The sequence below is a fragment of the Streptomyces sp. NPDC031670 genome, from assembly GCF_055580545.1.
This window is the reverse complement of sequence record NZ_JBVILC010000037.1, coordinates 15729-35439: the sequence shown is the minus strand read 5'-3', so window position 1 is coordinate 35439 and position 19711 is coordinate 15729. Positions and strand designations below refer to the sequence as shown.

At 68.8% G+C, this 19711-nt stretch carries 16 protein-coding genes and 5 pseudogenes; 15 read left to right on the top strand and 6 right to left on the bottom strand.

Annotation, left to right across the window (positions count from 1 at the left end; translation table 11 throughout):
• A pseudogene (locus ACZ5ID_RS35760) lies at window positions 1-94 on the top strand (IS5/IS1182 family transposase); the annotation flags it as partial.
• A 795-nt stretch (window positions 95-889) separates the two neighbouring features.
• Here the strand turns inward: ACZ5ID_RS35760 and ACZ5ID_RS35755 are convergent.
• A complete protein-coding gene (locus tag ACZ5ID_RS35755; protein ID WP_468906614.1) occupies window positions 890-1306 on the bottom strand; it encodes a hypothetical protein in 417 nt (138 codons plus the stop codon).
• Window positions 1307-1848: 542 nt separating this feature from the next.
• Between ACZ5ID_RS35755 and ACZ5ID_RS35750 the strand changes: the two are divergent.
• Window positions 1849-2112 (top strand): annotated as a pseudogene (locus tag ACZ5ID_RS35750) (alpha/beta fold hydrolase); the annotation flags it as partial.
• A 370-nt stretch (window positions 2113-2482) separates the two neighbouring features.
• On the opposite strand, the gene ACZ5ID_RS35745 reads toward ACZ5ID_RS35750, so the two are convergent.
• The 4 genes and pseudogenes from ACZ5ID_RS35745 to ACZ5ID_RS35730 form a co-directional block, all read right to left on the bottom strand.
• Window positions 2483-3499, bottom strand: a complete 1017-nt coding sequence (locus ACZ5ID_RS35745) for an NADPH:quinone oxidoreductase family protein (protein ID WP_468906611.1) — start codon at window positions 3497-3499, stop codon at window positions 2483-2485.
• A 45-nt stretch (window positions 3500-3544) separates the two neighbouring features.
• On the bottom strand, window positions 3545-3910 hold the full coding sequence (locus tag ACZ5ID_RS35740) for a MerR family transcriptional regulator (RefSeq protein ID WP_468906608.1): 366 nt from the start codon (window positions 3908-3910) through the stop codon (window positions 3545-3547).
• A gap of 71 nt (window positions 3911-3981) precedes the next feature.
• A pseudogene (locus tag ACZ5ID_RS35735) lies at window positions 3982-4116 on the bottom strand (dehydrogenase); the annotation flags it as partial.
• A 231-nt stretch (window positions 4117-4347) separates the two neighbouring features.
• Window positions 4348-4518 (bottom strand): annotated as a pseudogene (locus ACZ5ID_RS35730) (ATP-binding protein); the annotation flags it as partial.
• A 183-nt stretch (window positions 4519-4701) separates the two neighbouring features.
• Here ACZ5ID_RS35730 and ACZ5ID_RS35725 point away from each other — a divergent pair.
• The 7 genes and pseudogenes from ACZ5ID_RS35725 to ACZ5ID_RS35695 all read left to right on the top strand — a co-directional run bounded on the left by ACZ5ID_RS35725 (window position 4702) and on the right by ACZ5ID_RS35695 (window position 11219).
• Window positions 4702-4938, top strand: coding sequence for a zinc finger domain-containing protein (locus tag ACZ5ID_RS35725; protein ID WP_468906605.1), 237 nt, complete (start codon window positions 4702-4704; stop codon window positions 4936-4938).
• A gap of 215 nt (window positions 4939-5153) precedes the next feature.
• Entirely contained in the window at window positions 5154-5267 is a 114-nt protein-coding gene (locus tag ACZ5ID_RS35720; RefSeq protein ID WP_468906602.1) for a tyrosine-protein phosphatase, read from the top strand.
• 630 nt (window positions 5268-5897) lie between these two features.
• A complete protein-coding gene (locus tag ACZ5ID_RS35715) occupies window positions 5898-7052 on the top strand; it encodes a N(5)-(carboxyethyl)ornithine synthase (RefSeq protein WP_468906599.1) in 1155 nt (384 codons plus the stop codon).
• A gap of 66 nt (window positions 7053-7118) precedes the next feature.
• Window positions 7119-8324: pseudogene (locus ACZ5ID_RS35710) on the top strand (NF041680 family putative transposase); the annotation flags it as partial.
• Window positions 8325-8962: 638 nt separating this feature from the next.
• The gene (locus tag ACZ5ID_RS35705) at window positions 8963-9172 is read left to right on the top strand and encodes a hypothetical protein (protein WP_468906597.1); all 210 of its coding nucleotides are present in this window, start codon (window positions 8963-8965) and stop codon (window positions 9170-9172) included.
• 212 nt (window positions 9173-9384) lie between these two features.
• Window positions 9385-9564: a hypothetical protein gene (locus tag ACZ5ID_RS35700; RefSeq protein WP_468906594.1), complete on the top strand. Its 180-nt coding sequence runs from the start codon at window positions 9385-9387 to the stop codon at window positions 9562-9564.
• Between the two features lie 155 nt (window positions 9565-9719).
• Complete coding sequence (locus tag ACZ5ID_RS35695) at window positions 9720-11219, top strand: aKG-HExxH-type peptide beta-hydroxylase (RefSeq protein WP_468906591.1); 1500 nt, start codon at window positions 9720-9722, stop codon at window positions 11217-11219.
• A gap of 144 nt (window positions 11220-11363) precedes the next feature.
• Here ACZ5ID_RS35695 and ACZ5ID_RS35690 read toward each other — a convergent pair whose 3' ends face one another.
• Complete coding sequence (locus ACZ5ID_RS35690) at window positions 11364-14582, bottom strand: AfsR/SARP family transcriptional regulator (RefSeq protein ID WP_468906589.1); 3219 nt, start codon at window positions 14580-14582, stop codon at window positions 11364-11366.
• A 94-nt stretch (window positions 14583-14676) separates the two neighbouring features.
• Between ACZ5ID_RS35690 and ACZ5ID_RS35685 the strand changes: the two genes are divergently transcribed.
• The 6 genes from ACZ5ID_RS35685 to ACZ5ID_RS35660 all read left to right on the top strand — a co-directional run bounded on the left by ACZ5ID_RS35685 (window position 14677) and on the right by ACZ5ID_RS35660 (window position 19539).
• Entirely contained in the window at window positions 14677-15390 is a 714-nt protein-coding gene (locus ACZ5ID_RS35685) for a LuxR C-terminal-related transcriptional regulator (RefSeq protein WP_468906586.1), read from the top strand.
• A gap of 456 nt (window positions 15391-15846) precedes the next feature.
• Window positions 15847-16386, top strand: a complete 540-nt coding sequence (locus ACZ5ID_RS35680; RefSeq protein ID WP_468906583.1) for a hypothetical protein — start codon at window positions 15847-15849, stop codon at window positions 16384-16386.
• 261 nt (window positions 16387-16647) lie between these two features.
• The gene (locus ACZ5ID_RS35675; RefSeq protein WP_468906620.1) at window positions 16648-17226 is read left to right on the top strand and encodes an AraC family transcriptional regulator; all 579 of its coding nucleotides are present in this window, start codon (window positions 16648-16650) and stop codon (window positions 17224-17226) included.
• 267 nt (window positions 17227-17493) lie between these two features.
• Window positions 17494-18009 carry an RICIN domain-containing protein gene (locus tag ACZ5ID_RS35670; protein ID WP_468906580.1) on the top strand — a complete coding sequence of 172 codons (516 nt, stop codon included), beginning with the start codon at window positions 17494-17496 and terminating at the stop codon, window positions 18007-18009.
• Between the two features lie 64 nt (window positions 18010-18073).
• Complete coding sequence (locus ACZ5ID_RS35665) at window positions 18074-18622, top strand: GNAT family N-acetyltransferase (protein ID WP_468906576.1); 549 nt, start codon at window positions 18074-18076, stop codon at window positions 18620-18622.
• Window positions 18623-19041: 419 nt separating this feature from the next.
• The gene (locus ACZ5ID_RS35660; RefSeq protein ID WP_468906574.1) at window positions 19042-19539 is read left to right on the top strand and encodes a GNAT family N-acetyltransferase; all 498 of its coding nucleotides are present in this window, start codon (window positions 19042-19044) and stop codon (window positions 19537-19539) included.
• Window positions 19540-19711: the final 172 nt, after the last annotated feature.

The following is a 19711-nucleotide window of genomic DNA, read 5'->3' as shown; positions in this document are numbered from 1 at the left end:
CGGCTCGGGTATGACCTGCTGGCGGCGCCTTGCGGCCTGGAACGAAGCCGGCGTCTGGGACCAGCTGCACCAGCTGCTGCTGAACAGGCTGCGGTTGCCGCCGGTCAGCGATACCGCGAGCGGGATGCCCTGGCCGTCGGTGATGATGTGGTGTTTGCTGCCCGGCTAACTTTCCGCCTTTAGAAGTTATTACGGTGAATCCGAGAACTCGAACCCCGACAGGTCGATTTTCTCGAGGGGTGGAAGCAGTCTCTGCAGATACCATTCGCAGTTGACGTATCGCGGTACGTCGGATCGCATCACGGCGTTTACCGTAGGGCTGAAGCTCAGCTGGGTGTCACGCAAGAGAAATGCTCCTCCCTTTCCAGAATCCTGCCATGTCAGGAAGATGCCGCACGTGCCCGACGTGGTGCGGAAGTCTTCCAGTCGTTGGCAGACTCGCTGAAGATCTTCCAGTGGCGCTCTATCCCAGTCGAACATGTCGGAGTCGACCAAATAGGTGATCTGGCCGTCATCGTTGGCTGTCCACCCAGCTTCCTCGCACGATCGAACGAAATCTTCCACCGTTAGACCTCGTGCAAATTCGAACGAAAAATCTACGTTGCGACTCATGTGTCACCGTTCTGTCGTCCCGTCCCGGCAGGGTTTATCGGGGTATGACCTCCCAGTCGATACCCTTCTTGCTCAGGAATTTCGTGATGTTGTCCGGGATTTCGTTTTCCGATATTAGACGGTACTCCTTTCCGTTCTCGGTCGCTATTCTGCGAGCGTCCCCGAGGTTCGATTTGAACTTATCCATGGCCCTCTGATCGGAATCCACCCTGTCCCAGTATGCTCCGCCCTTCGCCTCATACCAGACCTCGTTCCCAGATTCCTTGTCTATGTAGGCTCAGTCGAAATCGCGACCGTCTTTCTGGAATCCCGGCTTGCCTTTCGGTCCAGGCTTTCCGCCAAATTTCTCCATGAGGAAGTTCTCGTATGCGTCGCCATTCTGCTGCGCTATCCGTCCCTTGCTCTCAGCCTCATTGAATGCCTTCTCCAGCTTGTCCGCGCCCTGCTGGGCCCACAGGTAGCCTCCCGCTGCGAGGCTGCCTCCGCCGACGGTTTGGGGGCCGCCTGCGATGCACAGTACGACGGTTCCGCATTCAATGACCCCGGATCCTGCGATAGCGAGTCCGCTGCCGCCCCCTAGCGAGCCAAGCGTCACTTGGGCAAGACCTGACCAGAAGTCGGAGTCTGTGAGGAGGTTCCCCAAGAAGTTGCCGGCGTTTCCGGGAGCGTGATCGCGGATCGGATCCTCGCCCATGGCGCACTGGGTGAGCAGACCCGTGCCCTTGCAGTGGAGACCGCCCTTACCCTTGTGGGTCTTCCCCGTGCCGCCGGAGGAGCCGCCGCTGCCGCTGCCGCTGCTGCTTCCGCCTCCGCTGGTGCCCATATTGTTGCCGCCGATGCCGTCACAACTGGGTTCTGGCGCAGATCTTGGGGAGCGGTCACGGAGGGTGTCCAGACCGCTTCACGCGCGCTGATTCGTCATCGAACGGGTGAGACTGGCCTCTGCATACTGGCTGGATGGTCGCACGTCGGCCGGCGCCTGAGCTGTGATCACCGCGCGTTCGCTCACCCGCCAGCATGCAGTGTGGAATGCAAGCGCCTGATCGTCCGCAAAACCTCGGTCCGGTTCTTCGCGACTTTCACCCAGGTGGGAAGCCGCTCAACCAGACTTGTCGGGGCCCAAGGCACCAGCTCTCCGCGCTCACGAAGCTTGGCTCCCACGTAGTCCTCCAGCAAATCGAGATGACGCACGTTATAGGCCCACAGGACGCGTCCACAGCAGCTCGTCTGCAACCACACCGGTTGTTTAACATGGACCGCGACTGGGAGGACCTCGCCCCCCACCGCGGAGCCCCGATCAAGCAGCCGTCCCTGTTCATCGGCGGCACCCGGGACGCCTCGACTACCTGGATGTCCGACGCCATCGACGCCTACCCCACCACCCTCCCCGGCCTGACCGCCTCCCACCTGCTGGAAGGCTGCGGCCACTGGACCCAGCAGGAGCGCCCCGACGAGGTCAACCGCCTGCTGACCGACTGGCTCGCCACCCTCCAGGGCTGAATGAGGCGGTGGACAGCGTGTGGACGGAAGGTAGGGGCAGCGCATCACTCGGCGGTCCCCAGGGCGTCGGGGCCCACCAACTCGCCCATACTCCGCCACCGGTATACCGCGCCGGTCACACCTCATCTGCCCCTGCTGACATCGTGCTTGAAGGGTCCGTACCTGCGCGAACCGGAAATGGATTTCCCGATGTCCGGCTCCGCCTTCGCCCAACGGCTCCGTACGCTCCTGGAGGCAACCGCCCACCGGCCCCCGTCCCAGGTCCCTGCCGGCCCGCCCTACTGCTTCAGCCCGCGCCTCCGCCGGCACCGGCCACGACGCCGCCGCCCCTCGGGGGACAGTGGAGCATTGCGGTGAAGCACGGGCGTTCCTAACGCCAGGGATCGAGGGCGAGCTTGCCCTCGGTCTGGCCCGCTTCGAGTTGCTTCAGCACCGCTCGCCCCTCGGCCAGGGAATGGATCTGGGGAGTGCCGGGCGGGTACACCCCGTGGGCGATGAGCGTCTCGATTTCGACGAGCAACGACTGGTAGATGGACGGGGCCGCGACGGCCAGCGCACCGATGTGCAGACCCTTGACCTGGACCTGGTGGGTGAAGACGAGGTCGTGTGTGGTCAATGTGGCGTCGCCGGAAGCGGCGCCGAACACGACGATGCGTCCGGTGAAGGGTTTGGTGACCGACAGGCTGGCCTCGAACGTGGCCTGTCCCACCGATTCCAGGACCAGATCGACTCCGCCGGTGAGGCGGGTGATCTCCGCGGCCAGATCGGGGTGCCGGCTGTCCAGGACCTCGTCGGCGCCGAGGGCTTTGACGGTGTCGTGTTTGGCTGGTGACGCCGTTGTGATGACGCGTGCACCGTAGTGGCGGGCGAGGCGGACAGCGGCTTGCCCCACTCCGCCGGCCGCGGCATGCACGAGCACTACCTCCCCCGTCTTGATCTCACCCAACGGCTTCAGTGCCGCCAGCGCGGTGGTCCAGTTCAGCACGAGACCGAGGGCTTGGGCGTCGCTCCAGCCGGAAGGCAGGGGAAGCACCCCTGCGGCTGGCATCGTCATGTACTGCGCGAAGGCACCCGGACCGGCTCCGACGACGTGGGCGCCGAGTGGCAGCGGGCTCTCGACGTCGGGGCCGACACCCACGATCTCGCCGGCGGCCTCGAAGCCCGCCACATAGGGTGCCTGCGGCACACCTCCGTACGTTCCATGGGTCTGCATGACGTCAGCGAAGTTGACACCGGCGGCGCCCACGCGGATCAGATACTCGCCGGGTCCCGGGGTGGGGCGGCGCTGATCGGTCGCGATGTCCAAACCCTTCGGGCCCCGGTGCGACCGCTGGACCAGCGCTCGCATCGTCTGCTCGGCGCTGTTCTGCTGCTCGTTGATCTCCATGCACTGAACGTAGGAGCCTGACACTTGTGTCAAGGTCAAGTGGTGTCAGGGATCAGCACGGCGGGCTTCGCGAAGGTAGGCGTCGAGTGCCGCCTGCTGATCGCTGAGAATCGCTATACGTGCAGCGAGCCGATCTCGGTGGCTCTGCACCTCGTGCAGGAACTCCGCGCACACCACATCCGTGCCGATATCAGACTCGTCAGTGAGGCTGGGCAAGAACTCCCTGATCAACCGCACGGGCAGCCCGGACTCCAGCAGCGAGCGGATGACGAGCACTCGGTCGATCGTGGATTGGCAGTAGTCGCGGAAGCCGTTGCTGAATCGGCCAGGGACGATCAAGCCCTCGTCCTCGTAGTGCCGTAACGACCGGGCACTCACACCGCTGACTCTGGAAGCTTCGCTGATCTTCATACCCGGAGACAACGCCTGAGAGCACCGCGATCTTCCGGACTCATCGCTACGACGAAGTGAAGACCTGCTCAGACGTCAACTACCTCATGTCCCGCAACAGTCAGGGCCCCGGCGACAGCGCGGCCCATGCCGGAACTGCCACCGGTCACCTCGGCGACCCGTCCGTCCAGCGAGAACAGTTCGGAGAGGTAGGTCTTCGACGTCATGGCCGAACCCTAGGCGGCGAGCCCTCAGCGATAGCGGTCGGGTAGCGCAGGTCAAGCAGTCACTTCCGCGACTGGGCTTGCTGGCCTCTCAGGGACTGGACGCCTGGGACCCCAGCCTGACGATGCTCAGTCTCCGTTCCTGCCTCCGACAGCGGTACATCTCACCCGATGACACGGGGTAGCTCTCGATCCTGTTGCCTGAGTTGCTCCGCGTCACCCTGCCGCAACAGGTCAGGGCTTCTTGCGGTGCTTCTCCTGGGTCTTCTGGAAGCGGAATGAGTCGGTGCCGGTCTCGACAATGTGCGCGTTGAAGGTGACCCGGTCAACGATCGCCGAGCAGAGCCGGGGGTCGGTGAACGTCTGGTTCCACTCCGAGAACGGGGCGTTCGAGGCGATGGCGACGTCTCGAAGCTGGCGGCCGAGCTGACCGAGCGCACCCGCGATCCGCGCGATCCGCGCGCCGTACACTCGCCCGCACCTGGCAGGGCCAGACCCCCGCCGAACCCGGATTCGTTCAGAACCCGTTCTCACTAAAAAGCAGGATGGGCCCCTTCTGAGAATTGGATTGAGCGAATATCCGGGCCCATGACGGGCCCTCAGCAGCCCTCCCTACTTGACCATTCGGACGCCGAAGACGTCGGACAGCACGCCTGTCCGAAGTGTGACGCGCGGCCCGGGTCGCCGTGCCGCGCGCGCGGCGGCGCGGTCGCCTCCGCCTACAACACCCGCCGCTTCACCTTGGTGCCCCGGCTGCGCACGCGGGGTCTGCCATTTTTCGCAGTGCCGGAAGCTGAGGTGGCTCGTCGAGCAGGAGAATCTTAGGCTGCACATCCAGCTCGTCGAGCCGCTCGAGACTGCTGGGCTCGAAGGACTGCACGAGGTTCGGCGCGTGCGCGCGGTGTGCCGACCGTAACGGCGCAGCAGCCTGGCGAACGGCTCCTCGATACCCAGGCTCAGTGGGGCGGGCCCGGAATGTTCCGGGCTTGCCCGGCGGTGCCGCCCCGAGTTGAGCCGGGAGCGGTTCACTGCCTTGAGGGGTGCTGGCGGTATCGGGCACGGCCAGGTCGCGGGACCTCGGCGGCTACCGCACGGACGACGGCAAGACCACCCGCTGGCGCGTGCTGTACCGCGCAGACCTGCCGAAGCAGTAGCACGGGCGGCGTGGGCGCGCTCGCCCGTCTGCGGCTGGGCAGCGTGATCGACCTGTGTAGCGGGCGTCCACGGCGAGTTCGGGGGTCGTCAGGGGCGCGTCGGTGAGAAACGGGCAAGCGCACGCGTGCGAGTGGCTGCCGACTATGGCCCCCGCGATCGTCCCCTGGTGCCTTATCGGTCTGCTCCGATGCGATCGCCGCGGCGTTCTTGGTGCGCAAGGCCGTGTGAAGGGAACGCGATCAGCGACGGGCGTATGCCCTCCTGATGCCTCTCGAACGTCCCCGGGCGCCTTTCGCCAGCTTCCCGCGCCCTCGCACCCGCAGGGGCACTTCTCCCTCGGTGGCCCAGGTGTTCCCTGCCGCTGGACCAGCGACGGCATCCACGAGCTTGACTGGCATGGAGCCGCGGTGTTCTGCGAGTGGCCGCCTTCGCCCCGCCCGGCCGAAGCCCTCAATGACGGCGACCGTTCCGTGACGGAGCCGACCGCCGGAGCCGCGAGGGGAGCGCAGACGGCAGCCCGGAGCGGCGCGTTCCCGCTGCTATCAGTTGAAGGCGCCCGTTGTGGAGAGCGCTCACGGTCAGGACTCCGCGTCCGGGTGTGCTAGACAGGTACTAATCAAAGGGGCACTTTGCAGCAGCTCAAGCTCGGAATCATGTCGCAGACCCGTAAAGAGAACGAGCACCGTCTGCCGATCCATCCAGCGCACTTCGAACGCATCGACGCCGACCTCCAGTCCAGCATCTATCTGCAGACCGGTTACGGAGAGCACTTCGGTGTTTCGGATCGTCAGCTCGCGCCCTGGGTCGGAGGTTTCCGCTCACGCGAGGAACTGATCGCGGAGTGTGACGTCATCCTGCTGGCCAAACCGTTGCACGAGGACGTGGCGGAGCTGCGGGACGGACAGGTGCTGTGGGGGTGGCCGCACTGCGTGCAGGACGAGAAGGTCACGCAGGCGGCTATCGACCGCAGGCTCACGGTGATCGCCTTCGAGGCGATGAACCACTGGACCGGGGAGGACACATTCAGCCTCCACGTCTTCCACAAGAACAATGAACTGGCCGGCTACTCGTCGGTGTTGCATGCCATGCAGCTGACCGGATCGACCGGTGACTACGGACGCCGACGGCGTGCCGTGGTGATTGGCTTCGGAGCCACCGCCCGCGGCGCGGTAACCGCGCTCAGCGCGCTGGGCGTTCACGACGTGGACGTGCTGACGGCCCGGGGCATCGCCGCCGTCAGCTCACCGATCCACTCGGCACGGATCGTGCACTTCGACCACGACGTGGCCGACGACACCCTCGACCCGCGGCGCAGCGTCGCGCTCACCGAGAACGGCCCGGAGCCGCTGGCCGACTTCCTCGCCGGGCACGACATCATCGTCAACTGTGTCCTCCAGGACACCGCGGCGCCGCTGATGTTCCTTATAGAGGAGGACCTGGCGAAGCTCGCGCCCGGCACCCTCGTCATCGACGTCTCCTGCGACGAGGGCATGGGCTTCGCCTGGGCTCGGCCGACAACCTTCAACAGCCCGATGTTCACTGTCGGCGACCACGTCCACTACTACGCCGTGGACCACAGCCCCTCCTACCTGTGGGATGCGGCCACCTGGGAGAACAGTGAGGCACTGATCCCCTTCCTGCGGCCGGTCCTCGAAGGACCGGCCGGCTGGGATGGTGACCGCACCATTCGCCGAGCCATCGAGATCCGCAACGGCACCGTCCAGAACCCTGCGGTTCTGGCCTTCCAGCACCGCGCCGAGCAGTACCCGCACACCCTGCTCTGACCCCACGTCGCCTGGCCTGCATCATACCCCCGCCGGGTATCCTGCGGGTCAGGCGCCGGATTTTTCGAACATCGACGTGGGCACGGAGCGATGTACGGCGGTCTGACCCACGGCCGGATCGATGCTGGTCGGTTGCGGACAGCGCTGGCCGGACGTCGCTGTACGGTTCGACGGCGGCCGACTGGCCCTCGCGGTCGATGTGTCGCCGTGGCTTCGTTCGGACGCACCGTGCTCGGCGGACCGGTTGTTCTGCCATGTCTATGGCCGGGCGAAGACGGCGTCGCAGTTCATCCCGGGCTGGCCCTACTCCTTCGTCGCCGTCCTGGAGCCGGGAGCCACCTCTCGGATCGCGATCCTGGACGCGGTCGGCTCGGACCGGCGGACGACGCCACCGCAGTCACCGGCGCCCAGTTGCAGGGAGTCGTTGAACGGCTCATCTCCGCGGGTCAGTGGCGGGCCGGGGACCCGGACATCGTGATCGTCAGCGATGCCGACTACGACGTGAGCCGCCTGGCCTGGGTCCTGCGCGATCTGCCGGTCGAGCTGGTCGGCAGGGTCCGCTCCAACCGCGTCATGCGACTGCCCAAGCCGCCTCGTGTCTACGACCCGAAGGGCGGTTGGCCGCCCAAGCACGGCCCGGAATTCCGCTTCGCCAAGCCGGAGACCTGGCCCGAGCCCGCGATCACCACGGTCACCGTAACTGCCAACTACGGCAAGGCCGAGACACAGGCATGGGACAGGGATCACCCCAGGCTCACCCACGGCTCCTCGTGGCCCGACCACGACGGTGAACTTCCCCTGGTTGAGGGCACGTTGATTCGGTTGAAGGTCGAGCATCTGTCGAAGGACCGCGGCCCCGCCGGTGTGGTTATGGTCCTCCAAGGCCAGCGTCACTCACGACGACGTGGACCGTTCCTGGCAGGCATTCCTCCGTCGCTTCGCCCTGGAGCACACCTTCCGCTTCGCGAAACAGACCCTCGGCTGGACCACCCCATAACTCCGTACTCCCGAGGCCGCGGATCGCTGGACCTGGCTCCTGATCGTCACTCACCTCAGCTCCGGCTCGCCCGGCCTCTCGCCGAAGAGCTCCGTCGGCCCTGGGAGAAGCCAACTGCCTCCGGCCGGCTCACCCCCGCCCGGGTCCGCCGAGGGCTCAGGAACATCCGGGCTAACCTCGCCTGCCCGACCCGTGCTCCCAAACCACGAGGCGCAGGCCCCGGGCGGCCACCTGGCGCCAAGAACAAACACCGGGCGCCCCGCTACGACGTCGGCACACGTCGCGATCTACCGGTTTCCGGATCCACGAGCTTCGACGCACCGGACCAGGCAGGCACACTCTCATGGTCCTCCACTCAGCCCCTTGGCCTCCTCGGGCACGTCGTCTTGGAAGCTGCTCAATCAGTGGTCCGGCTCCACGGAGAGGACGGCTACAGGGCGGAGTGGGTGCAGCACCCGTTCCCCGTTGCTGCGCTGCAAGACCTCCGTCGGCTGCACTTGCAGTACGACAGATGCGAACGCAAGCACGGCGGGTTGTCCGTGGAGTGCGTCGTCGGACGCAAGCGTGTTCTTCTCCCGGCCGACGACCTGTCATGGAGGTCGCGGGCATTGATCAGCGGCTCATCGGCTGGCAGTCCACCGGCCTCAGCAGATCGAGGACGCGTCGCCCGTTCTGGTGGCCGACTGCGAGGCGGAGCACGGGCACAGGCCGGGGGAGCGGGCCGCGTACGCGCTGGACGGACAGGCCGCCGACCGGACGCGCCCGCCGAAGCCCACGGCAGCCAGATCGCTGACCGCGCTGCGCGACGGCTGGCGGGAGTGGACGGTCCAGGGCGTACGGCATCGACGTCGTCTCCCGGCTCGCGGTGCGGGTGAGGGCGGCGGCTGCGGTGGTGTGGGCGCGGGTGAGGTCGGTGGTCGATGTCGGCCTGGCCGCAGTCGACACCGTCGCCGTGGTGTATGTGAAGCGTGGTGCGTTCAAGCGCTACCACCTGCTCGCCGAAGCACGCCACCACCTCGCCTACGTTCTGCGCGGCCGACCTCACCAGCCCGGCCTGGATGAACGAATCGTGCAGATGGTCGTCGACGACCACACCCGCCCCGTTGGGCCCGGCACGGTGTGATCGCACATCGAGGGCCTTCGCCACCCGGCGGAGGCCCTCAGACGTGTGCCGCCGCGCCCTCGTCCCACCCGTTGTCCCGGGACGGCATCAGGACAGCCACCCCTGGTGACCGGGACACACCGCGTCCGACGATGCTGCGAGTCCAGAACGACTGGGCACCCGACGCAGGAAACGCCGCGGAGGACGAACGCCGCGGAGAAGAGGAGTCCACCATGTCAGCGCAGGCCATCCGACTGCCCCTGTTTTCCATCCCGGCCCTCGGCGAGGACGAGACGCCGCGGGTGATGACCGACTCGGCGGCCGAGCGCGCCTGGGTCCCGGCGTACGGGGCGATGCCCACGTACGCGGGTGCCGAGCAGCTCGTGCCGACGGCGCTCACCACCGCGGTCTGACCCTGTCGCACAGCGCACAGCGCACTGAGCGCGGTACGGCGGTGAGGCACCGCGCCCTCGGGGGAGCGCACACCGCGCGCCTCGCCGCCGTACCGCGCGCCGGACCACGGCGTAACCGCACCATCGGAACGGAACAGGAAGGCACCATCGTGGCCATGGTCTCCCCTCACGTGGCGGAGGACATACTCGCGCGGGACACCCTCTTCGGAGACTCCACCGCCATCGAAGCGAGGAATCTCGCCCGGTACCGCCTGGGGCTGTCGCTCCTGGCCGCCCGCGACACCCGGCACGCCGAAGTCCTCAGCGCGCTCGCGCGCCAGCCCGACGAGCGGCTGCTGCCCGCCCTGGCCGACCCCGTGCTGCGCAACGCCTTCGAGGACGACACGGCCTGCATGGAGAACGGGGTCTTCGCCGCCAGTTCCCTGGGCGGGCGCCTCACGCACGGGGCGTGGCCGCTGCCCGCCGACGGCTCCGGCCTGTGCGAAAGCCTCATGGCGACCCGGGCCCGCCCCTGGCCGCAGATCGGACCGAGCTGGGTATGGACCGGGCTGCGGCCTCCCGCCCCACGGCAGGCCATCGCCGACCGGCTTCTGGAGCTGTGCCGCAACAGCTTCGAGCCTGAGGAGAACAATGAGCCGTTCGACGCGACGCCGGAGATGGTCGAGGCGCTGCGGCAAGGCGCCGGTCTGCTCACGGCGCTCCTGCCGCAGATCGGTCCCAGCGTGCTGCGGCACGTATCACTGGTCGGCTTCAGCGACGGGGAGTCGCCGGACGGCCCCTTGCAGTCGCTGTCGGGCGGCGACCCGCTGCCGTCCGCGATGCTGATGTCTCCCGGCCGCCTCCGCGACCCCTGGACGACGGCTGAGACGCTCCTGCACGAGGCCGCGCACCTGAAGCTGTTCGACGTGCTGCGCTCCTGCTCGCTGGTGGAGGACGGCGAGGCCAAGGTGCCCATCCCGTGGCGGCAGACCTCGTGGACGTTCATCAGGGTGCTGGTGGCGCTGCACTTCTACGCGCACATGATGGTCTTCCAGTCCGCGGCCCGCGACGCGTCTCCCGAACTCGTCGCCCAGTACGGGCCCCCGTCCGCCGACGAGGTCATCGACCGACCGACGCCGGGGAGCCCGGCTGCCGCCGCCGGCAGCCACGGCACCGTACGGGAACGTATGACCTACCTCGCGGAGCAGGCCCTCTCCGCCGACCACGGGCAGGTGACGCCAGAGGGCCGCCGGTTCGTCCACTGGCTGCTCGACGCCGTCGAGCACTGCGAGCCGGGGGTGCGCGCACAGGTCCAGATGCCCCGGCCGGTCCCCGCCGAGCCGTCCAGCGAACTGCCGCCCCTGGAGGGCATTTTCGCCCGTGACGAGCCCGTGCTGGCCGAGGAACTGCTCGGGCTGCGGCAGCTCCTGGTCCTGAAGCCGGACCAGGCGCGCTTCCACTGGCTCGACGCGCACACCTGGACCGTCTACGCCCTGTGCGAGGGGGAGTCGTTGGCCTCGCTGGCGGAGGGGTACCGCCGTGCGGTGCAGGGTCCGTTGGAGGAGGAAGCGGCCCGCAGGACGGTCCGCGGGTGCCTGGACCTGCTGCTGGCGGCGGGACTGGTGTCCCGCGTACAGAGCCCCGGAGCCGTCGGAGCCGTGGGAACCGCGAGGTGACGGACCTGGTCCTGGGGGCCCTGGCGGCCCCGGGAACGGTCCGGGGCGTCCCGGGGGCGGTTGCCCGGGGCCGAGGTCCTTCGGCCTGATCAGGCCGGTGGTCCGGGTGTTGGAACCGCGGGACCGGCCGGGCCGCCTGGCGGGTCACGCTTGCCGGCCCGCGTGGGACAGCAGGTCGTGCGCGTCGGCCAGGCCGCGCCGGTGACCGGTTGGAGCGAGCAACGCGGCGGCCCGGGCCGCCAGACCGGCCGCCTCGTCGGCGCGGCCGCGTGCGAGGACCGTGCGGCCGAGGACGGTCAGGGCCTGCCCCTCGACGATGCGGTAGCCCTCGGTCCGCGCCCGGGCCAAGGCGGACCGGGCGTGGGTCTCGGCCTCGTCGAGACGGCCGCTCAGGAGGCGGACCTCGGCCCGGCCGAGCAGAATGGTCGTCTGCGTGTGCCGGGCCGCGGCCAGTTCGGCCTGTGCCTGGGCCCGGTCGTAGGTCCTCTCGGCCTCGGCCGGCTCCCCGCGGCGCGTATGGACGCGGGCCAGACTCTGGAGTGCCGCCGAGGAAAGCCGGGTTCCGCCGATGTCCTCGGCCAGGGCGGCTGCGGCCGTGGCGAGGTCCAGGGCCATCGCGAGGTCGTCCTGGTCCAGGTGCCAGTCGGCCAGCGCCCGCAGCGCCTGTGCCTCGCCGCCCCGGTCACCGATCTCCCGGTGGACGGCCAGGGCGTCGGTGAGCCGGTCGAGTGCCTCGTCCGAGCACCCCATCAGGCTGAGGACCTGCCCCAGACACCTTTGGGAGACGCCCCAGGCGCCGCGCGAGTCGAGGCGTCGGCTCAACTCGACGGTGGTACGGATGTGCCGCTCCGCCACCGAGAGTTCCCCGAGTTCCTGGTGGAGCAGCCCCATGTCGGCTTCCGCGCTCAGCCGGAGCATGAGGCACCCGGGGCTGTCCGGCAGGACCTTCAGCGCCTCCTTGTGGCGCTCCACGGCGTCGCGCAGACCACCGGTCAGGACGTCGACCATCCCCAGGTCGATGAGTGCCTGGGCCTGTCCCTCCAGCCACCCGGCGGACTCCGCGTCCCGCAGTGCCGCGCCGTAGTACCGGGCCGCGTTCTCGTACCGGCCCAGGCCGCGTTGGGCGTCGCCGAGGCTCAACCCGGCGGACGCGCTGCCGAGCACCTCGCCGGCCACTTGCGAAGCCTCGTGCGCCGCCTGGGACACCGCGATCCAGTCCGGAGCGGTGCGGACCAGCCAGAAGTAGCCGCGCAGGCCGTCGCACAGCTCCCACGCGGCTGAGGGCAGACCCACGTCCGCTGCCTGCTGTACGGCGAGGACGAGGTTGGCGTGCTCGCGCTGGAACCACTCCCGCGCGGCGGTCTGGTCGGGTACGGCAACGGCGTCGCCCGCCATGTACCGGGGCGTGAACGCACGGATCTTCTCGGGGTAGAGCAGCCGGGCCCCCGTGTCGACGCCGGCCAGGTAGTAGCCGTAGAGGCGCCGCAGCGCAGCGGCCCGCTCCTCGGCGCTCTCGTCCTCGGCCATGCGCTCCCCGGCGTAGAGGCGGAGCAGATCGTGGAGGTGGAACGCGTCGTAATCGCATCGGCCGACCAGGTGCGCGGCGACCAGTCGCTTGAGCACCTGCGCGGTTCCCGCGCGGGGCAGGCCGAGCAGGGCCGACGCTGCCCCGGTGGTGGCCGCGGGTCCCGGCACCAGGCTCAGAAGCCGAAAAAGCCTGCGTGCGTCGGGCGCCAGGGACAGATAGGAGAGGGCGAAGACCGCCCGCAGATCGCTGGTCTCGTCCTCGGGCACGCTGAGCACGGACAGCCTTTGGTCCTGGTCCCGCAGCCGTTCGACGTACCGGGCCACGGGGCGGTCCCCGCCGGTTTCCCCCACGTTGACCACGTTGACCGCGGCGACCCCCAGCGCCAGGGGCAGGTGCCCGCAGAGCCGGGCCAGCTCGGCGGTCGCCTCCGGCTCGGCTTCTACGAGCGCCGTCCCCATCAGCCGCGCGAGCATCTTCTCGGCCTCGGCGGGGGAGAGGGCGCCGACGGTGAGGTGGCGGGCGTTGTCCCGGACGACAAGGCCCGCCAACGTGTCCCGGCTGGTCACCACTACATTCGAGCCGGGCGTCCCGGGCAGCAGGGGACGCACCTGGTCCACGCTTCGCGCGTTGTCGAGCACGATGAGGATGCGCTTCCCGGCCACCAGGGTGCGGTAGAGGCCCACCGCGCGGTCGAGCCGCCCCGGGATGCTGTCGCAGGGGACGCCCAAGGCGTGCAGGAAGGCCGTGAGGGCCTCAAGGGGGACAACGGGCCTGCGCGCCGAGTAGCCCCGCAGGTCGATGTAGAGCTGGCCGTCCGGAAACCTGGCCCTGGCCGCGTGTCCCCACCGTATCGCCAGCGCGGTCTTGCCCACACCGCCGCGTCCGTCGATCGCCGTGATGACCATCGGCGTACCGGCGCCCTGGCCGTCGGCCCACTCGTCCAGCACCCGCAGGTGGTCGTGCCGCCCGGTGAAGTGCAGGGGCGGGGCGGGGAGTTGGCGCGGGGCGGGAGGGGGGTCGGCGCGTTCCTCGGCCGCCCTGGCGCCCGAGACGTTCACCGCGGGCGGTCTGAGGCCGGGGCTGTCCGTGAGGACGGCCTGTTCCATCTCCCGCAGCTCCGGCCCGGGCTCCAGACCGAGTTCCTGGATCAGGACGCGGCGCCCTTCCCGGTAGACATCGAGGGCGTCGGCACGTCGGTTGGCGCGATAGAGCGCCAGCATGTACTGCGCTCGCAGCCGCTCCCTGAGCGGCTCGCGTTCCAGCTCTCGCCGCAGATCGCCCAACACGGCGGTGTGGCGCCCCAGTCGGAGGTCCAGGTCCATCAGTTCCTCGAACGCGGAACGCCGGGCCTCGTCGAGGCGCGGCGCTTCGACCTCCGCGAGGTAGCGGGAGGCGGTCCCCTCCAGTGCTCTGCCGCGCCAGAGCCGCAGGGCCCGGCGCAGCAGGCCGGAGGCGGCGTCCAGGTCGCCCGCCGCCCGTGCGCCCTCGGCCCGCTCCACCAGCGCCTCGAAGTCGTGGACGTCGAGGCGGTGTGAGGCGAGGTCCAGTGAGTACCCGCCGGGCTCGGTGCGCAGGATGTCCGCTCCCCGGTCCCTCAGCACGCCGCGGAGCCGGCGGATGTAGTTGTGCAGGGTGGTTCTGGCGGTCTTGGGAGGGTCGGCCCCCCACAGCCCGTCGATGAGGTCCTCGGTCGAGACGACCCGGCCGGACCGCAGGAGGAGCATGCTCAGTACGGCCCGGTGCTTGGCCGCCGATATGGGTACGGCCTGCTCCCCGCACCGTACTTCCTCCGGTCCGAGCAGCCGGAACTCCAACGGTCCTCCCCCTGCGGCCACCAGCCGGTCCCCTGCCGCTGCCCGCGCTAGCCGCGCGATAGTGCCTCGCGATCATGCTAGGTCACGACAGCGCCCGAACGAAGGGGATAACCCAGTGACGCCGACGCCGACCGAGCCGCTCCGGGTGTTTCTCGTCGAGGGAAACCCGCTGATCAGGATCGGTCTCGGTGCGGTGCTGACGAACGGCACGGACGGCACGGTCCGTCTGGTGGGGCAGGCCGCGGATACCGGCACTTGTCTGGAGCGGGTCGGCGGCACGGACCCCCACGTGGTGCTCCTTGACCTCGACGGCCCCAGGAGGCCGGGGCTCGCCGCCGTCCGGTCCCTGGTGGACGACTTCCCCGAGGTCGGGGTGGTGGCGACCGGTTCGGCCGGCGGCGAGGGGAGTGAGCTCGCCCTGGCGGCCCTGTCGGCCGGAGCCCGGGGATTCCTGCTCAAGGACTCCCAGCCGGCCATGATCCTCGACGCGATCAGGCTCGTACGGGGTGGCGGGGTGGTGCTCAGCCCCGGCGTCGGTGACGTCCTGCCGACACTGCTCGCGGCAGCGGCCGATGTGCCGGGCCGATGCGCCCTGGTCGCCTTGACGGCCCGCGAGCACGATGTCCTGTGCCTCGTCGCCCACGGCTACGACAACCGGCGCATCGCCAGAGAGCTGACGCTCTCCGACAAGACGGTACGCAACTACGTCTCGGCGGTGCTGAGCAAAATGGGGGCGGGCAGCCGTGGCGAGGCGATCGTGGCGGCGCGGATGGCGGGGCTCGGGGGAGCGCCGCGTCGTGGGAAGCCGGGTGGGCCGCCTTCCCACTGAGGGGGCCGCGGTGCCGCTACGGCGGGGCCCGTCCTCGCCCGGTCCTGCGCCCGCAGCCACCCGCAGAACTGTTACGGGCAAAGTCAACGGCACCGCGACACGACACGAGCGGGATGTGCCGGGCGCAGGGCCGAAAGGCACTCCTGCTGCGGTGTAACGCAGCTGCCCCCGGCGGGTTGAAGGGTTTGGGGACATACGATCGACCCGTCGGCGCGCCGGCCACCCCGACCCTGACGCGTACCAGGGCCACCGAAGGTGTGACGGGGGTTTCGCCGGCCGTCCGACGACTTGCGCGGTCACAGGAATGTTCCCCGCTCCGGTGCGGACCGTTCACCCGAGCGGGTGGGAATCCGGCCTTCGCCGATCGGCTGGACTCCGCCTGCCCCGCCACCGCTCCCGCCCGCCATTCTGTGTCCCGGTGCACAACGGGATCCCGAGCGAAGGGAAAACTGGATCATGAAGAAGCCCTGGCGGCTGACGACGATCCTGGGCATCGGCGGTCTTGTGGCCGGCAGTCTCCTCACGGCATCGGCCGCGTCGGCCGGTACGGGGAGCGCGTCCGCCGTGGCCCAACCGCATCTGACAACCTCTCAGGACGTGGTGAGACAGACCTCGTCCAGCGTGCTGCTCAGTGCCGCAGGCGGAGTGCCCACGAGCGTGATCTCCGAAACCGTCTCCGCGGGTTCCTGGGTGCTGTCGGCCAGCGCGACCCTGGTCAGCTGGGAACCGAGCGATTACACCCGTTGCTCGCTGTACGCGGGTGAAACGGTCGTGGGCGGAGCGACCACGATGATCGGGAACAACACCACGGGTGCCGGCTCCGGAGTCTACGCGGCAACCATCAGCGTTCAGGGCGCCTTCACGGGAACGGGCTCCACTACCGTGAGTCTGCGCTGCGCACACGACTCCACCCGCGGCCGGGCTCCCTTCGTGGAACCGCAGGCGACCTTGTGGATGCACCGGAGTGACGGCTTGGGCCTGACAGCCAAACGGTAGGGGGCACCGCCCAGAAGCCGGCTTGCGGTGGACGCCCTCCGTGTGACCGTCGCCCTCCGCCGCGGCGGGAGCGCAAACCCGTCGGTGGACCGCGGCGGCCTCTGCTACGTTTCCGGAGGCCGTGCGAGAGAACGAGGAGGTGGTACCCGTGAACGCAGTAACGACGTGGGTGCTCTCGTCCGGGGTCACGGTCGGGCGATAGGTCGTCCTGGAGCGCCGTCCTGTGCACTCCCGAAAGGCACCACCAGCACCACCATGCCCCTGCACTTCACTTCCGAACAGCGTTTCGACGACGGTGTCCTCGAGCGCACCTTCACCCTCGGCGAGATCCCCGGCATCCTGTGGATGCCCGCGTCCGCCCCCGGATCCGCACCACTGCCGTTGATCCTGCTCGGCCACCCTCCGCTGGGACTGGACAAGATGTACCCCCGGCTGCTGGCCCGGGCCCGGCACGCCGTGGCGGACGGTTTCGCCGCTGCCACCGTCGAACTGCCCGGCAGCGGTGACCGGCCCCGCCGGCCCGCTCTCGATCAGGCTCGCGCGGATCTGCGCCGGGCCATGCGGGCCGGGGAGCCGGTGGGCGAGGAGATCGTGGACCGGCTCGTCCTCCCGCTGGTCGAACTGGGCCGCCCCGAGTCGAGCCGCCACACCATCGAGGCCATCGCGGCCCGCTGGGGGTTCGCCAGCCCCACCGTCTTCGGCCGCGCGTTCCGAAACGCGTACGGCATCACCCCCGGCGAACACCGCGCAGCCGCCCGGGCCGCGAGTACGGCCTCAAGTGTGAGGTCAACCTGCACACTTGACGGCGACCACGGCCGACCGAGGGGTCGTGAACGGTGAGGCGGCCCGAAGCGGTACCCATACCACCGTGGTCCGCGACGAGGGCTGAATGCGGTGCCGCCAGGGTGGCGGGGGAGTGGGGACGGCGGGGACGCGCTGGGGGGACCGTCTGATTGCCGGTTCCTTGCAGGAAGTGTCGAGAAGCGCTGCACCCAGCGCACATACCAACCGGCTCGGCGTGCCTATATTCACTGGTGTGGCCCATGGTGGCCATGGCGTCGTGCTCACCCCCGTGGACTTTGTCCTTTGGTAAAGGAAAGAACCCGTATGCGCATTCGTACCGTCACCCGTATCGCGGCCACCGCCGCCGCCCTTCTTGGCTTCGTCGCTCCCAGCATCGCGACAGTGCAGGCCTCCCAGATGCCCGGCGCGCCGCTGCGGAACTACATACCCGGGGGCGCCGCCAAGTGCGCGACGCCGCAGGGGAACAGCACTGCCAACGGAACAGCCATCACGCTGTGGGACTGCACCGGCAGCGACCTGCAGAACTGGATATGGCGTGGTGACAGGATCGTGCACGAGGTCAGCGGGAAGTGCCTGACTCCGAGGGGTGACCGTATTTACTCCGACGGCGCCGTACTGACCCTGTGGCCGTGTACGGGCGCCGAGAGCCAGGACTTCGATCAATCCGCCGTGGACTCCTTCAGGAACATCAAGACCTCCCACTCCAACAAGTGCCTGACCAACTACGGCGGCAACTTCGGCAACGGCACCTGGGTGACGTTGTGGACGTGCGCGGGCGGAGAGCCGGCCGAGCAGGACTGGCACCTGGAGCAGGGATGAGCCGTGGGCGCCGGGGGCTGACAGATAGCCTGCGACGCATCGGCAACTGTCTTGGGGCGGTCTCATGGAGTTCACATGGCGTCGGGTCGGGGAGGAGGACTTCCCTCTGTTGCGCAGGTGGCTTGGGCAACCCCATGTGAAGCGTTGGTGGAATCACGAGACCACGGCGGAAGCGGTCGCGCGCGACTTCGGTCCCGCCGCGCGAGGCGAGGAGCCTTCGGAGGACCTCCTCGCCTTCCTCGAAGGGCGACCAGTCGGTCTCGTCCAGTGTTCACGCCTGTCCGACTACCCGGAGTATCTGGCAGAGGTGGCGGCCATCGTTCCTGTGCCTGAGGGAGCGATGACCATCGACTACCTGATCGGTGAACCCCGCCAGACCGGCCAGGGCATGGGGACGGCGCTGATTCATTCCGTCATCATGCGCATATGGGCCGAACAGCCGCTTGCCCCATGCGTTCTCGTCCCCGTGGCGGCGGCCGATCGCCGGTCGTGGCGGGCGCTGGAGCGAGCAGGTCTGCGCCGGGTCGGAGTCGGGGACCTGGTGCCTGACAACCCGGTCGATGACCACACCCACTACCTCTACCGCATCGATCGGCCAGGGCTGGGCGACTGACGTTCTCACCCTCCACTGAGGGTCTCCTGTGACGGGGCCCTTCAGGGCCCACGTTTCCGGCCCTCTCCGAACCGCGGGTTCCCCCTGGTTCGATCTTCGGATGCGATGCGCCACTGCTCCGTGGTGGGATGCGCCGCACGAGCGACTCGCTGCCTGCTCGAATCGACGGCGGCCCTGGCCACCCACGCTCGAGATCAAGGAGTGCAAACAGTCTTTCTCGCCTATGCGGAGGAGAACGTGGCTCGTATCTACTACCGTCTGGGATTCCGCCCCGCCGACGTCACCCTACTGTTCGCCGACCAACCCCCCCAGGTCGTAGATGCAGACGTAGATGTGGAGGTACGTTCACCGCTGTTGTCGTGTGCTGCGGGGGATAATCAACTTGCCGATCGCCTCGGCGGCCGGGCAGAGTCTGGATCATGCTTGAACTGCGCACTCTGACATCGGACGACTGGCCCCTCTGGCGAGAAGTGCGACTCGCCGCGCTTGCCGAGGCGCCCTACGCGTTCGGATCGACGCTGGCCCAGTGGCAGGGCCCTGGCGACCGAGAGGAACGCTGGCGTGCCCGTCTGTCGATTCCCGGCGCGTACGATCTCGTCGCGCACCTCGACGGCCTTCCGGCGGGCATGGCCAGCGGAGTGCCGGGCGAACAAGCACAGACCGTGGAGTTGATCTCGATGTGGGTCAGCCCCATGGCTCGGGGCAAGGGCGTGGGTGACTACCTGATCCAAGAGGTCGGACGGTGGGCGGTGGAACGCGGTGCCACCAAGCTCCGGCTGTCCGTCATGCCGGAAAACCGCAGGGCGACCGCGCTCTATGAGCGGCACGGCTTCACAGACACGGGCGAGCCCGGCGATCCTCTGCCCGATGGCATGGGCAGGGAGCGGGTCATGGCGAAGAGCCTGGCTGCTGTCTGAGGCGGTGGCCGGGCCGGTCTCCGCCGACATCCCAACGGCGTGGACGGCGCCACCGTTGTGGGGGAAGCCGGGCGGCGCCGGTGACGGACAGGGGGAATCGGCGCCTTCCTCCTGGTGTTGGGGCAACTATGGGTGACCCTTCCCGTTACCGTCCTGCCGAGCCCGAGCCCGA

What these genes read in the sequence shown, in the direction of transcription:
- ACZ5ID_RS35740 (WP_468906608.1), bottom strand. Translation starts at nt 3,910, where the DNA reads ATGAAGATCAGCGAAGCTTCCAGAGTCAGCGGTGTGAGTGCCCGGTCG.
- ACZ5ID_RS35755 (WP_468906614.1), bottom strand. Translation starts at nt 1,306, where the DNA reads ATGGGCGAGGATCCGATCCGCGATCACGCTCCCGGAAACGCCGGCAAC.
- ACZ5ID_RS35695 (WP_468906591.1), top strand. Translation starts at nt 9,720, where the DNA reads ATGGTCTCCCCTCACGTGGCGGAGGACATACTCGCGCGGGACACCCTC.
- ACZ5ID_RS35745 (WP_468906611.1), bottom strand. Translation starts at nt 3,499, where the DNA reads ATGGAGATCAACGAGCAGCAGAACAGCGCCGAGCAGACGATGCGAGCG.
- ACZ5ID_RS35660 (WP_468906574.1), top strand. Translation starts at nt 19,042, where the DNA reads ATGCTTGAACTGCGCACTCTGACATCGGACGACTGGCCCCTCTGGCGA.
- ACZ5ID_RS35725 (WP_468906605.1), top strand. Translation starts at nt 4,702, where the DNA reads ATGACGGGCCCTCAGCAGCCCTCCCTACTTGACCATTCGGACGCCGAA.
- ACZ5ID_RS35700 (WP_468906594.1), top strand. Translation starts at nt 9,385, where the DNA reads ATGTCAGCGCAGGCCATCCGACTGCCCCTGTTTTCCATCCCGGCCCTC.
- ACZ5ID_RS35680 (WP_468906583.1), top strand. Translation starts at nt 15,847, where the DNA reads ATGAAGAAGCCCTGGCGGCTGACGACGATCCTGGGCATCGGCGGTCTT.
- ACZ5ID_RS35670 (WP_468906580.1), top strand. Translation starts at nt 17,494, where the DNA reads ATGCGCATTCGTACCGTCACCCGTATCGCGGCCACCGCCGCCGCCCTT.
- ACZ5ID_RS35665 (WP_468906576.1), top strand. Translation starts at nt 18,074, where the DNA reads ATGGAGTTCACATGGCGTCGGGTCGGGGAGGAGGACTTCCCTCTGTTG.